This window comes from Streptomyces sp. JK94 (genome assembly GCF_053613315.1).
In genome coordinates this window covers 1-14,019 of the sequence record NZ_JBSICH010000045.1, presented here as the reverse complement: position 1 = coordinate 14,019, position 14,019 = coordinate 1, and the positions used below count along the sequence as shown (strand labels likewise).

The window sequence follows — 14,019 nt, the reverse complement described above, 5'->3', positions numbered from 1 at the left end:
TCACACGACGCTCCAGGAGCCTCGCCCGTCAGGCGGCGGGCGGGGGGCGGCGACGCGTGGGAGGCCACCGCTGACCGGGGGCCCGCGGACGGCCGCGAGAGGGCGGTGGCTCCGCGACCCGGGGGTCGGGGGCGGCTGCGTCCGGACGCGGGGGGCGTGGTTGGGGCACCGGGGCGCCGGGGCGCCGGGCCGCCCGGTCCGGACGGGGCCCCGGGACCCCGCCCGGTCCGCCCGGTCCGCCCGGTCCGGACGGGGTCTCGGGGCGGCCGGGGACGCCGGGGTGCCGGCAACCCCGGCCCGCCGGCCCGCCGGCACCGCGAGGCCGCAGGCCCACCACCGGGGGCCGGCGCCCGGAACGCGTTAGCCTCCCCCCATGAACGCCCCCGGTCTGCGAGAACGCAAGCGGCAGCGGATGTTCCGGACGCTGTCGGACGTCGCCGTCGGCCTCTTCCTGGAGAAGGGGTTCGACGCGGTGTCCGTCGCGGAGGTGGCCGCCGCGGCCGAGGTGTCCAAGCCCACGCTCTTCCGGTACTTCCCGGCGAAGGAGGACCTGGTCCTGCACCGCATCGCCGACCACGAGGGCGAGGCGGCACGGGTGGCCGGCCAGGGGCCCACGCCGCTCGCCGCGCTGCGCCGGCACTTCCTGGCAGGGCTGGAGCGGTCCGATCCGGTGACCGGGCTCAACGACCGTCCCGACGTACTCGCCTTCCACGCGCTGCTCTACGGGACCCCCGCCCTCGTCGCCCGGCTGTACACGCACCTGGAGCGGTCGGAGGCCGCGCTCGCCGAGGTGCTCGGCGGTGACCTGGAGGCCAGGCTGGCCGCCGGGCAGATCATCGCCGTGCAGCGGGTCCTCGCGCTGGAGAACTGGCGGCGGGTCGCGGCCGGGGAGCGGGTGGCCGACGTACGGGAGGACGCCGTGGCGGCGGCGGAGCGGGGGTTCGGCGTGCTCGCGGCGGGGCTGCCGTGGCTGGCCGGCCCGGGGGACGGGGAACCGCCGAGTAACGGGGAACCGCCAGGCAAAGGGGAACCGCCAAGCAAAGGTGCCTGAGTAAATAATGTAACTCGGTAACGCTAAGCGGGTACGCTCCATGGAATGACCTCACCCGACCCCGCCCTCCAGCACGCCCTCGCCCGGGAACGCGCCCACCACGAACACTGCCGCGCCGCCCTCGCCGCCCTGGTCGAGGGCGCCCGGGAACACGTCGTCACCGGCGAGGACGTCTCCGCCTCCGGTGTCGACGCCGAGGTCCTCGGGCACCGGCTGCGCAGCCGGGCCAGGGCACTGCGCGAACTGCCCGAGGGACCGCTCTTCTTCGGACGGCTGGACTTCGCCGGCCCGGACGCCGGCGAGGACGGCGCCCGGCAGCCGCAGCAGCCGCAGGCCGCCGGACCGGCCCTGCACATCGGGCGGCTGCGGATCACCGAGGAGCCGACCGCCCCGCCCCTCGTCGTCGACTGGCGCGCCCCCGTCTCCCGCGCCTTCTACCAGGCGACCCCGGGCGACCCGCGCGGTGTCGCCGTCCGCCGCCGCTTCGGGTGGGCGCCCGGCAGCCGCGGGGACTCGGCCGACCTCACCGGGCTGGAGGACGAGCACCTCGGCCGGGGTGAGTCCCGGGCGAGCGACATCGTCGCCCGGGAGATCGAACGGCCCCGCGTCGGCCCGATGCGGGACATCGCCGCCACCATCCAGCCCGAACAGGACGACCTCGTCCGCGCGGACCTCACCACCACGGTCTGCGTGCAGGGCGCCCCGGGCACGGGCAAGACCGCCGTCGGACTGCACCGTGCCGCGTACCTGCTCTACACCCACCCGCAGCGCATCCGTCGGGGCGGACTGCTGGTCCTCGGCCCCCACCCCGCCTTCCTCTCCTACATCGCCGAGGTGCTGCCCGCCCTCGGCGAGACCGGCGTACGGCAGTCCACGCTCGCCCGGGAGCTGGCCCGGCACCCGGTCACCGGCGCCGACGGCGAGCGGGCCGCCACCGTCAAGCACGACGCCCGGATGGCCGAGGTGCTGCGCCGCGCCCTGTACGCGCGGGTGGCCGTCGGCGCCGCCGGCTCCCTCGCCGTACCGGACGGTTCGTACCGCTGGCGGGTCCCGGCCGAGGAGCTGGACCGGATCGTGGCGGACGTGCGGGACGAGGAACCGCCGTACACCGTGGGGCGGGAGCGGGTGCGGGCACGGATCGTGCGGTACGTCCAGGACCTGGCCGAGCGGCGCGCCGGGCCGCGGACGGGCGCCTGGACGCGCCGGATCGAACGGTCCCGGCCGGTCGGCGCGTACGTCGACGCGGCCTGGCCCCGGGTGCGGCCGGAAGAGGTCGTCGCGCGGCTGCTCACCGACCCCGGCGCGCTCGCGCAGGCCGCCGACGGGCTGCTCGACGACGACGAGCAGAAGGCGGTGCTGTGGACGGACCGGGCGCCGCGGTCGTGGAAGTCGGCCCGCTGGTCCGCCGCCGACCTGGTCCTCCTCGACGAGGTCGCCGGGCTGCTCGAACACCCCGAGGGCTACGGGCACGTCGTCGTCGACGAGGCCCAGGACCTCTCCCCGATGGAGTGCCGGGCCATCGCCCGCCGGGCCGCCTTCGGTTCGCTCACCGTCCTCGGCGACCTGGCCCAGGGCACCACGCCGTGGGCCGCGCGGTCCTGGCGGACGGTCCTCGCGCACCTGGGCCGGCCGGACGCGCCCGTGGTCCCGCTGACCACCGGTTTCCGGGTGCCGCAGGCGGTCGTCGACCTCACCAACCGGCTGCTGGCGCGGCTCGGCGTGGACGTACCGGCGGTCCGTTCCCTGCGCGCCGACGGGGAGCTGACGATGCGCCCGGCCGCGCCCGGCCGGGTCCACGACGCGGTCGTCGACGCCGTACGGGCCGCCCTCGCCCGGGAGGGCTCCGTCGGCGTCGTCGCCGCCGACGCGGAGGTGCCCCGGCTCCGCAGGGCCCTCGACGCGGCCGGGATCGCGGCGGCGGGGCCCGAGACGCCGGGTGCGCGGGTGGCCGTGGTGCCGGCGAGCGTCGTCAAGGGCCTGGAGTACGACCACGTCGTCGCCGTCGAACCGGCGGCCGTCGCGGAGGCGGAGGGGCCCGGAGGGCGGGGCCTGCACCGGCTGTACGTGCTGCTCACCCGCGCGGTGTCCCGGCTGGACGTGGTGCACGGGCGGCCCCTGCCCTTCTGACGTCGCGCGCGCCGCCCAGTGCGCGCGGATGACCTCGGCGGCCCGGGTGTACCCGTCCGTGCCGTGCGAGTCGCGGCCGTGACAACAAGCGCTGAAATGTGACAGTCGATGTCCCTTCCCAACAGAGGTGAGGGGACGGACCTGTTCTGATCAGGGAGCTGTCGCTTTCGCTGGGACGGTGCCAGGCGGGGGCGTCCCAGCGAAGTTGTCGGGACGATTCTCATCTTCTGTTTCGTTCTCAGGAGCCCCGTGCATCTGAAATTTGGCGACGATCGTGACCTGGCCCTGTTCAGTTCTCCTGGGACGCCGGTGTCGTTTCCGCGCGGCGCCCGAAAGACGAAGGGGAGACGTGGTGTGTCCTGGTCGGTCAGATCCAGCGCGACGCCCGACTGCTCGAAGGCCGTGCGTGCGGCCTGGCAACGGGCGGAGTCATGGGAACCTCTTGCCAAGCTCCGTTCGTCCTTATCTACCTGAGCGGCCGCAGTTTCCGAACCGGCCCTGATGCGCGATGGAGGCAGGCGTTGCGCCAACCCGTAGGCCGGTACGTGTACTGGTCCCAGCGCCTGGTCACCGAGGTGATCGACGACAACGGGGTCCGGCTGAACCCCCGTATCCAGCCCGCCCTCAATCTCGGTCTGGCGGGCAATGGCGTCAGCCTCGCTGGCAGGGACCAGGAGAACACCACCTTCGACGTCGCCGAGAAGCTCAAGAGGAAGCTCCGCAAGTCGATCATCACGGACTTCAGCCCCCCGGCTTCTGGGCAACTCGTTTAAGGGGCAGGCCATGCTGAGGTGGCGGAGTTCCAGACGTGGGGGTACCCACAGCACCGCCTCCACCAGCGCACCGCTGTGATCCACACACAGGGAATCACGCGGGAGGGACGAGTCGATCTCTGCCTGTTCGGAAGCCTGAAGAACCTGAGGGGGTTCGCTGTTCCGGAGGAGGACAGTGTCGGCGGGTGGACTTCGTCGGCCGCCCCAATGATCGAGGAGTTCATTGCCCTCCGAGGTGCAGAGGTGAGCACGCGGACGGGACACGAGTTTCCGTTCGACGATGAGCAGCTTGCCGTGGAGATCCTTAAGGTCGCGATGTCGCAGGGCATCTACACCGAACCCGCTGCCCATCAGGGGCGTCCCGAGACCCGCGCATACACAGTGTTGGGGTTCGACGCGACCGAGTACGTCGCTCTCGTCTACAGGGACGTGGTCCTTACACCGGGGCGGTGGGACTTCCGGGTGGAGCCGGAGCTGGATGGCGTCCGCCGCATCCTCATCGGGGCTCCTCTATGGATGCGTACGACGCGTCAAGACTCCATCCGGCGGTACTTCGGTGAGAACCGGGTGGTGATCCCTCGAACTCTGGGTACATCGAGCACACCTGCAATTGGCCCCTCGCAGGCGACACCCCCCGGGCCCGGCCACGCGCTCCTTCGACCCCCGTGGGACGGAGATCGTACGCAGGACTGAAATGCCCGTTGTCCCCATCCGCACCATGACGACGGCATCACTCACTCAGATTAAGTAGGTCCACCGAGAACTTCTTCTAAATCCCGGCGTGGTCAGATGCTGCATCACTACGGTGACGGTGTGGCTACCACGAACATGCCCGCAGCGGGCCAACCACTCGCGCCGATCTATCCGTACAACGAACCGAGCCAGGCCGTCCTTCTGTACGACGGCCTGATCGGCGGGCTAGGAGCAACTGACGTTCCTGGCCGCGTCGAGTTGATCTGTTCAAACGGCTTCAACTTTGAGTGGAAGGTCGGAGATGGGGCATCTCCAGGCTTCGCGAACCGTGACGAGGTTGACCTGACTCTCCATCGTCCGATAGGCGACATGATCATGCCTGGGGTGCCGCGGAACATCGACGGAGGATGGTCGAACGGGGCCTCGTTCGGGAACTCCGGGGCCCCATTGACTCGACTCGTCGTTCATTGGTTCAACCTGCCCAACTGGCATGGTCCGCTGGGGCTGGTGGCGAGGACGGCCGACGGAGAGCAGGAGTGGTCAGGCCGTTGGGAGCATCAAACGAGTGGCTGGAAGATCACGCTAGATGTTCGCCCCGACTATCAGAGGGTTTGGCGCGATCTCCACAAGACTGATGTGTACGTGATGACGCACGTAATGGAAGTGCGTCGTACCGACGGCTCGCCCTTTACAGCCGACGAGGTGGATCCCGTGCTGACAGCGATGCACGTCGGGTTCTCGTTCGCGCTCGGCCGATGGGCTGCTCCCATGCTGTCAGTTGGCGAGGACAGCGGCGGTCGCGTGGGGTGGGAGCAGTGGGGAGCCTCCCACTGTGACCCGGCGCGCACGAGTAGCGATGGTTGGTGGTACGACCAAGATCACCAATCGCTTGGCGACTTCTTGAGCCTCGTGATCGACGCCTTTGCGGACCCTGACCGACTCGTGCCGCTGCGCTTTCAGATGATGTATGCCATCTCCGCCATGCGCAGCCGTGACTTTGTCGAGCCTCGAATCATCATGGGTACAGCTGGACTGGAACACATCATGTGGGAAAGTCTCGTCCTCAACGGCGTTTTGACCAAGCAGCAATACAAGCAACGTCCGGCACATGAGTTGCTGCGCAAAGTGCTGCTGAGTGCCCAGATCCCCGTCGACATCAATCCTCAGCTCCTGCCGGCGGCCGCACAGTACGCCGCTGATGTAAAGATGAACGAGAACAAGGCCATTGACGGGGCTGACGTCGTAACCTGGGTCAGGAATCGACTGGTGCATCCGCAAGAGTCGCAGGAGCCGGTTTACCGATTGGATGGCTTGACGAGGGATGCTTGGCTTCTCGCTCGCCATTACCTAGTGCTGTTGATTCTGAACTCCCTAGGATACAGCGGCAATTATAGGGATCTCACACGAATCCGGGGCTGGGTGGGCGACGTGGCTAACGTTCCCTGGGCATGATCAGCGGATTGCAGGTCGTCTGGGATGCTCCCTCGGGACTCGCCCGACGTATACGGGAGTTTGCTATTTCTGCTGAAGCTCATCCCGAAGGGCGTCGTGGTCGTCCGGCGTCATCACCAGCATCAGTGATCTTCCCAAAGGGTCGGTCCAGCGGAAGAGGGCGTCGTTGGAGAAGGCGTGGGAGTGGAGCTTCTCGCGAAGGGTGGGGACGTTCAGCCGGTGCTCGGCCTCTGCATAGACGGAGTTGATGGTGCGCCGGTGCTGGCTGAGGTTCGCCCATCGGCGAGGCGCCCGCAGTGTCCGCCAAGCAGGATCGGCCAGCATGCCCAACAGCGTGACGAACTCTGGATAGGTCGCGATGTAGTCCCGCTCGTCGACGCGTCGCCTGATGATGTTCCCGTAGATGGCTTCCTTGGGAGGGAGCTGGGCGAGGCGGTCATTCCAGCGTGAGAGCAGATGAGGTTGGTTCTTGTTATGGAGCCAGGAGCGGACCAAGTGCTGCGCTTCTTTCGTCGCTGCTTCCAGGGTGTCGGGGAAACGGCGGGCGATCCGTCGGTGTCGGTGCTCAGCGGAAACGAGCTCTGGGAGGTGGCCGACACGGTAGTGACGGTTGCCGTCCACCCAAATGCCGTGTCGGCGGCAGAGCTGGAGATCGGCGGGGCGATGGGCGAGGACGGGTCTGGTGATCCCGCGGCGGTGCATGCAGTGTGAGCAGGCGACGTAAAGACGCCGACGGTAGCGGACTACGTCGCCTGCGGTGCGCGCCTCAACCCGTGCGATCGCCGGTAGCAGCATCCGAAGGGTCTCGGGCGTAAGACCCGTCAGGGCGGCCAGCCGTGGCAGAACCATCGGAGTCCAGCGCCATAGTGTGTCTGTCCGCTTGCCGACCTGCGCGTTTTTGAACGGTGTCAGAGTTTTCGCCAGTTGACCCGCTGTCACTTGGTTGGCGGCGGCGAGGCGGTGCAGATACCAGCCGAAGACCTCCCCGTGAACCGGTGGCAGAGGAAGCGGCAGGAGCCGGACCGGGGCTTCCCAGGGCTCCAACGCTCAGGCCGCCCTCGGTTTGCGGGCGCGCTTGGCGCGGCGGTGATCAGAGTGAGGCTGCTGGACAGCGTGGTCGAGCTCAATCGCGTCGAGCATGCGCTTGGTGATCTTTTCTGCGCCCGTGTCGATGGCGTCCACCGCGGCTTCTCGGACGAGCTGGGAAAGGCTGCCGATCAGTCCGCCGGTGCGGTCGTGCAGGTAATCGGTCATGGCGACCAAGGTGCCCGGACGATGGGCGTGCAGTCGGAGGGAGTCCTCCATGGTCGCCACCAGGGCCTGCCAGTGCTCCTTGTCCGCGCGGTTCTTGTGGCCGAAGGGTCGGGAGGGGATGACCGTGTAGCGGCCGGCGATCTGCTGCCCGCGGGTGCCCTGGAACAGGCTGCTGGTTTCAACATCGAGACCAGCGAGCACGAAGGTGGCCGCGATCCGTTCCGAGAGGTACTTCAGCTGGTCGGATGCCTCGGCTCCGTTGCGGGTGGTCAGGTCGAGGTTGTGGATCCCGTCGACCAGGACGAGCGTGGTGCCGAGCCTGCCGAGCAGGTCACAGACGGCGTTGGTGATCTGGACCTGGCTCATGCGGTGCTCCAGCGGGACGCCGAGGAATCGGGCGAACTCGCCTGCGAGCATCTTCGGGGTGGCGGCCGGGGGAACGGTGACGAAGACGACCGGCAGTCCGCCGACAGCAGCGGGGTTGCGGCGCCGGGTGATCTGTTCGACGTTCTTGCCCAGCTGGGTGATCGCTGTTGTCTTGCCGGTCCCGGCGGAACCGGACACGATCAGGCCGCGCCGGGCTGAGACCTGGTGCCGGTTGAGCACGATGCGTTTGCGGCCGGTGGTGACGACGCCGCGGATCGTGGGGGTGTTCACGATGACGGATCGTGTGTGGTAGTCGATCCGCGCTTCCTTATAGGACTCCAGTTCGCCCTTGTCCAGGACGGTGCTGGACCCGAGGGACGGCGGGGGCTCCGGGTTCTCGTCGACGAACGCCCGCCAGCCTTCCTTCGTGGTCAGCGACGCCTGCGGATTGGCGATGTCCTGTGGCGGGGCCTGGCTCACAGGCGGCTCCCGTCAGTGAAGGCGTCGAAGACGCCGAAGGGGATGACGTTCGACGGCTGCTCCAGGACGGCGGTCTCGTCCTCGGTGTCGTCCGGAGCAGGTGCCTGTGGCAGCGCGGCGACGGGCCGAGCGGGTTCCAGGGCTGCGCGGGTGCGGGCTGCGATCCGGCGGTCCGGCCCGCTTTCCGCCCGGGTCAGCAATTGGTCTACGGCAGCGGCCACGGCGGCCTGGTCGGTGTCGTCCCGCCCTCGCATCGCGAGCAAGTCCCGGGCCCGGCGCCATGTGAAGTCCGCGAACGGCGCGGAGACCAGGTGCCGGTGTGTCCACGGAACCGTGATCCACTCTCCGGTGCGCGCGTCGCGTACCCAGACCTGGGACAGGTCGTAGGGGTCGTAGTGGACTTCCCAGAGCCCGCCTTTGGCGGTCACTCCCGAGGAGCGGCGCCGTAGCGGGTTCAGTCCGGGGCAGTTGTAGGTGCGATGGTTGATGCGGATGCCGTAGTCGTTGACCGAACGCCAGAGTGCTGGCAGTAGCTCCAGGTAGTCGGTGCCGCTCAGCGGCATCGGCAGGTAGCCAGTGCGGGAGACCAGCAGGGCATATGCGTCGTTGGGAGACATGGGTTGGCCCGGTAGGAACGGGCTGCGCAGCCCTTCGTGTGGCCGCTGTTGCCAGCAGGCCACGATCCACTCCTGGAGTAGGTCGTCCAGTTCCGCGAGCGTCCAGACAGCCTCGATCCCGGCGCCCCGACGGGTCGTGTTCCAACCGGTGTAACCGGGGATGTGTTGGCAGAACAGCGTGTTGATCGAGGAAAATGTCCTCTCGACGATTCCCTTGTCAGTCGGGGTCGCCGGGCGGGACGGCTGGACGGAGATGCCCAGTGACCGGCAGGCGGTCAGGAAGGTGTCGGAGGCGAACACCTTGCCGTGATCGATGCCGATCGTCTCCGGCACGATCACCGGCTTGGCGGCCGCTTGCTCCAGGCGTGCGTCGATGTCCAGCAGCCTTTGGTGGGGGATCAGCGTCATCGACATCGCCAGCGCGTCCGACCAACCGGGTCGCAGCGGCTCCGGGACCAGCATTTTGGCCAGCAGCAGTGCGGCGTCCACGGCCTTGGTTCCTGCCGGTCGCAGTACCGCAGCGCAGATCGACCTCGTTGCCACGTCAACGGCGATCGTGAGTTCCGGGCGTCCGCTCACCCCGTCCTCCAGGATCACCAGCACGTCCAGCGGTGTCGTGTCGATCTGCACCATCTCGCCGGGTCGGCAGGCCGAGGAAGGGGTGAACGCTCCTGGAGGGCGGCGAGCCGCTGACCTGCGTGATGTGGCCTCGCCGAAGGCGTGCGTACCTTCGCTCATCACCTCGACGAGCCGATAGAACGCAGACTTCGACGGCATCGCGACTGTGCCCGGCCCGTGCCGTTCCGCCAGCAGCGCCTCCACCCGCCGACGCAGCCGGCCGCGGGTGCCAGTGGACTCATCTGTCGTCGCGGCCAGGATCTCCGTGATGGCGGCCACCACCCTGTCATCGGCCCGTCCCGTCGGTGAGGACGGGCGAGTCGCACGGTGATCCACCAGGCCCCACAGCCCCTGCTCGCGGTAGCGCCTGCGCATTCGCTGAACGGTCCCCACACTCGCCTGCCAGCCGATAGCCCGCAGTTCCGCCGCCTTGGCCGCCACCCGCTCCTCCACCGTGTGGCGGGCCGGGTCATATTCCGGACGAGGCAGGGCTGTGGGATCAGCATCCAGCGGCTTGCCGAACTCCACCTCGGTCACGTGCTGTTCCCAGGCCGCCGCTTTCTCGGCCTCCCGCTCCGGCACGATGTCCAAGAGCGCGAACGGTGGCATGCGCGCCTGATCGGCACCCTGGCCGATCAGCTCAAAGCCTTCCGAGGCCAGCAGATGGGGTAACAGCACCAGGCTCGCTGACCCGGCTTCGTCCAGGAGCCGCACCGTCGTGCCGGAGAGGCCGACGACTGTGTGCAGCCGGTCATCCAGGCGCACTCGGTCCCCGACCCTTAACGCCGCCCTCGGCCCGGGGCGCCCGTTCACAGGGCCTCCGACCGCAATACCAGAGTGGCATCTGACAGTGGCCGCGACAGATCGGCTGTCAGCCGCCCCGTGCCGAGGATGCCGATATCCCGCCAGCCAGCGGACGTTCGCCATCCGCGCTTGATCAACCTCGCCGACAACCCGGTAGCCCCACCCCACCGCCTCACACGCTGTCTGTGCCGCCGCGAACTTGGCCGCCCACCGTGCGTCGATCCGGTCCAGCGGCCGGCAGTCCACCACCAGCCCCCGCCCGTCCTCGAACCGAGCGAAGTAGTCCGGAGCGTGCGAGACCCGCTTGCCCCGCTCGTCCTCCCAGAACAGCCACAACGGCTGCGACAGCAGCCCCGTCACCTGCGGAGTGAAGTCGAGCAGCATCGCGTGATCCCGCTCCAGCCAGGACTCGAACCCCACGTGCCCACCGGTCGTCGAAGACCAGTACAACCCAGGGAAATGCCGTTGCCTGCGATACGACGGGAAGCTGCGGACCGGCCGCCCGGCCTCGAACCGCACCGAAACCGCATCCGCCAACGGCAGCCGATGTTCACCCTGGTCGTCCCGCCAGCCGACCTCGAAGCCGTCCACTCGCGACGGCGTCGCCCCTTCCTCCACGCGCATCCCCATGGTGGCCACTGTGCAGTTCCATGGGGACTGAGGGGACCGAACGGGACCAAACCCATAATCCGAGTGAACATCCGCAGCACGATGGCACCTCAGCGGTGAGGCCGTCCGGCGTCGGGGATGAAGCGTCAGTTGGTGACCTGGTCTCGATGAAGCTGGGCGGGTAGGGCCGCGACGACCCAATGCAGGATTCCATCTCCGCGTTCACGGAGGTCCTTGACCGTCTTCTCGGCCTCGGCCTTGGTGATGGTGAGAAGTAGCTCCGGCCTACGCCTCTTGCTGACCAAAGCCATGGTCTCGATCACGGGTTCAGGGGCCGTCTCGGCAGTACGGGTGTCGCTATCGCTGGCAATTGCGATGAGGCCGTGCACGAGGTTGTTCCGCGTATTAAGCAGGTCTTTCAGTCCCGACAGCAGCGCCAATCCTTCGGTTCGCTGGTCGCTGTTGATCTCCTTGTTCACCTTGAGCAGGACTGTGCAGGTGTCGATGAGATCGCCTGCGCTCAGGCCAGCTGCGACCAACTTCGCGTATCTGGAGTCCAGTAGCGCGACCATGAGTTGGCGGAGGTGAAGTTCCACGAGGGCGCTGGCCTGCGCCGCCTGCCCGACAAGTGTGATCATGTCATCGTAAGCAGCAGCGCGGATCTTCTGCTGCCGCTCGAACTCGTCGTGTCTCGCCTGTTCTTCTGCATTCATTACGGGAGGGTAGCCAGAGTTCAAGGCACCGTGGGTGTCGGTCTTATCCCTCGCTCGGTCCTCACCAGTCGCGGCCGTCCGGAGGGAGTTCATCTGTCACGTCCTGTATACGGTCCAGGGCAGAGGCCGCGAGGTCGCGGTAGAACTGTTCCTCGACGCTGCCCGTGGCGCATCCGTCGGCCAGCTCAGTGGCCTTCGCGTGTTCCTCGACATCCTCAGGGTAGGGCTGTCCGGGTGTCCCGGAGCGCATTCCGCTGTTGCTGGCGTTGTACAGAGCGCCCCTCATTCTCCTCAGGCTGGCGTCTCCATGGCGGTCCGCGGCACGCAGGCAGCGGCGTACGAACCCGACGTCCCAGACGATCGTCCGAGGGGCCTTGGACAGCATCGCCGCGGCGACTTTGATCTTCACTGGGTCGCTGCCATCGAGATACTCGTCGATCACGTCAGTGACTCGACTGTCGTAGGGCCCAGCTACAAGCTCGAAGATGTGGACTCCCAGGAAGCGCCTGCGGGTGGACTCCGGGTCGGCGGCGATCCAGTCGCGAATCTGTCGCAGCAGGTGTGGGAAGTCGTCGTGATCGCGGAACGGCGGGGTCACGTGCCAGCGGAAGGGCAGGGGGGAGTGCATGCCTGTCACTTGGTGTAGTGGGCTTTCCACCCTGGCTTCGAGTAGTTCGATGACGGCGAGGGGCTCGGTGCGGGCGAGTTTTGCGAGGAACTGGCCGATCTCGTAGCCGTCGATGGACGGTGCCGCGGCCAGGGCGGCGAGGAATGCGCTCTGCTGGTCCTTGGAGAGATCCGACCAGGACAACTGACTGTATGGAGGACCTGCTACAGCCAGGGCGAACGCGTCGAAGTCCCCTCTCTCCACGGGGAGCGATGCGGTGAGCAGTTCGACGGCCAAGTCCTTGTGCTGCGCGGCGATGGCGTGCACGGCGCCGAGAGCGGCCCTTCGCACGACGTTGTCCCCGTGGGCAGCGAGTTTCCGGAGCAGGTCCCCCTCGCCATCCAGTAGATCTCCGCGACCGCGCTGGATGCCGAAGGCGTGCGCCACTTCTCGGGTGAGTTCGGTGTTCCCCGAGCCCATGAGCGTCCGGCCCCAGTGGACCGCGCGGTCGCCGGCGACATGTCCCATCGCAGCGAGAGCGACCGACGCCAACGAGGTCAGCGAACTCTCGGGCGCGGCCATGGCCTGTTCGCAGATGGCTTCGCCGATGGGCGGGCGGTGGGTGACCAGCGTCAAGATGAACGGCCGGGCCCGTCCGATGTCCGTGTCGAAGACTCTGTCGTTCTCGCTGAGCAAGGCATCGACACGCGCGGCGATCGTATGGTCTGCCCAGTCGGCGAGAGCGGCCATCACGTCTCCGAACAGAGAGTCTTGCGCGGCACGCCAATCCGAGATGTCGGCGTAGATCGCAGGGTCGGCCGGTCCGCCGTGCAGCGCACGTGCGAGCTCGTTGTCCGGTGAGGTGAGAATCGCGCTCAACAGGTCCTCTGAAGCTTCCCCTTGATCGTGGACACCTGGAGACTGGGATCTTGAGGTTCCAGAGGAAGTAGCACCAGGTGGGAAGCAAGTACACGCAGCGGTACACCGAGGAGTTCAAGCGGGACGCGATCGCGCTCGTCGACTCCTCGGGCAAGACGGTCACCGCCGTCGCCCGGGAACTCGGCATCAGCTCGGAGTCCCTGCGCGGCTGGTACCGCAAGGCCAAGGCCGACCGGGGCGAGGGCGAGTCCGGTGAGCTGACCAGTGCCGAGCGCGAGGAGCTCAAGCGGCTGCGCAAGGAGGTCCGCGAACAGCAGCAGACGATCGAGATCCTGAAAAAAGCGACGGCCTTCTTCGTGAAGGAGAACGACCGGTGAGCGAGCTGTACCGGTTGATCCATGCGGAGAAGGCTACGTACCCGATCGTCCTGCTGTGCCGGGTGCTGAAAGTCGCCCGCTCCTCCTACTACGCATGGTGGGAGGGCGAGGCGGCCCGCCGTGCCCGGCAAGCCGCCGACGATGCGCTCGCGCACGAGATCACCGTGGTGCACATCGCCTCCCGCCACACCTACGGTGTCCCGCGCATCCACGCCGAACTACGCCGCCTGGGACGGCAGGTGAACCGCAAGCGCATCGCCCGTGTGATGCGTGAGCGCGACATCCGTGGTGTCACCCGGCGCAGACGGCGTTCGCTGACCCAGCCCGACAAGAAGGCGACGCCGGCCCCGGACCTGATCGGCCGCGAATTCCACGCCGAGCGGCCCGGCATCAAGCTGGTCGGCGACATCACCTACCTGCCCACCGCCGAAGGCTGGCTCTACCTCGCCTGCTGGCTGGACCTGGCCACCCGCGAGGTCGTCGGCTACGCCATGGCCGACCACCACCGCGCCGAGCTCGTCGTCGACGCTCTCAACATGGCCCACGGCCGCGGCGGCCTGGAGCCGGGCTGCGTGGTCCACAGCGATCGCGGCAGCGAA

General features: G+C 68.1%; 12 protein-coding genes. 7 read left to right on the top strand and 5 right to left on the bottom strand.

Annotated elements, in window-relative coordinates:
- Positions 1-373 precede the first annotated feature (373 nt).
- The 5 genes from ACVV2G_RS30400 to ACVV2G_RS30380 all read left to right on the top strand — a co-directional run bounded on the left by ACVV2G_RS30400 (position 374) and on the right by ACVV2G_RS30380 (position 6,096).
- Positions 374-1,051 (top strand): TetR/AcrR family transcriptional regulator, encoded by a 678-nt coding sequence (locus ACVV2G_RS30400; protein WP_453846005.1) that lies wholly within the window; start codon positions 374-376, stop codon positions 1,049-1,051.
- 45 nt (positions 1,052-1,096) lie between these two features.
- Positions 1,097-3,178, top strand: a complete 2,082-nt coding sequence (locus tag ACVV2G_RS30395; protein ID WP_453846004.1) for a HelD family protein — start codon at positions 1,097-1,099, stop codon at positions 3,176-3,178.
- A gap of 521 nt (positions 3,179-3,699) precedes the next feature.
- Complete coding sequence (locus ACVV2G_RS30390; protein ID WP_453846003.1) at positions 3,700-3,951, top strand: hypothetical protein; 252 nt, start codon at positions 3,700-3,702, stop codon at positions 3,949-3,951.
- Between the two features lie 18 nt (positions 3,952-3,969).
- On the top strand, positions 3,970-4,644 hold the full coding sequence (locus tag ACVV2G_RS30385) for a hypothetical protein (RefSeq protein WP_453846002.1): 675 nt from the start codon (positions 3,970-3,972) through the stop codon (positions 4,642-4,644).
- Between the two features lie 120 nt (positions 4,645-4,764).
- Positions 4,765-6,096, top strand: coding sequence for a YopA family protein (locus ACVV2G_RS30380; RefSeq protein ID WP_453846001.1), 1,332 nt, complete (start codon positions 4,765-4,767; stop codon positions 6,094-6,096).
- Positions 6,097-6,159: 63 nt separating this feature from the next.
- On the opposite strand, the gene ACVV2G_RS30375 is transcribed toward ACVV2G_RS30380, so the two are convergent.
- From ACVV2G_RS30375 to ACVV2G_RS30355, 5 genes are all read right to left on the bottom strand, one after another.
- Positions 6,160-7,140 carry a TniQ family protein gene (locus ACVV2G_RS30375; RefSeq protein WP_453846000.1) on the bottom strand — a complete coding sequence of 327 codons (981 nt, stop codon included), beginning with the start codon at positions 7,138-7,140 and terminating at the stop codon, positions 6,160-6,162.
- Between the two features lie 3 nt (positions 7,141-7,143).
- Positions 7,144-8,196 (bottom strand): AAA family ATPase, encoded by a 1,053-nt coding sequence (locus ACVV2G_RS30370; protein WP_453845999.1) that lies wholly within the window; start codon positions 8,194-8,196, stop codon positions 7,144-7,146.
- Entirely contained in the window at positions 8,193-10,865 is a 2,673-nt protein-coding gene (locus ACVV2G_RS30365) for a TnsA-like heteromeric transposase endonuclease subunit (RefSeq protein WP_453846058.1), read from the bottom strand. Before ACVV2G_RS30365 ends, ACVV2G_RS30370 begins: the two co-directional genes overlap by 4 nt.
- Positions 10,866-10,990: 125 nt before the next feature.
- Positions 10,991-11,557, bottom strand: coding sequence for a hypothetical protein (locus ACVV2G_RS30360; RefSeq protein WP_453845998.1), 567 nt, complete (start codon positions 11,555-11,557; stop codon positions 10,991-10,993).
- 61 nt (positions 11,558-11,618) lie between these two features.
- Positions 11,619-13,043, bottom strand: a complete 1,425-nt coding sequence (locus tag ACVV2G_RS30355; protein ID WP_453845997.1) for a hypothetical protein — start codon at positions 13,041-13,043, stop codon at positions 11,619-11,621.
- 77 nt (positions 13,044-13,120) lie between these two features.
- Here ACVV2G_RS30355 and ACVV2G_RS30350 point away from each other — a divergent pair, with 77 nt between their 5' ends.
- Together ACVV2G_RS30350 and ACVV2G_RS30345 are read left to right on the top strand one after the other, a co-directional pair.
- Positions 13,121-13,420: a transposase gene (locus ACVV2G_RS30350; RefSeq protein WP_453844447.1), complete on the top strand. Its 300-nt coding sequence runs from the start codon at positions 13,121-13,123 to the stop codon at positions 13,418-13,420.
- Positions 13,417-14,019, top strand: a 603-nt coding sequence (locus ACVV2G_RS30345; RefSeq protein ID WP_453844448.1) for an IS3 family transposase, incomplete at its 3' end; no start/stop codon positions are given. The genes ACVV2G_RS30350 and ACVV2G_RS30345, both read left to right, overlap by 4 nt.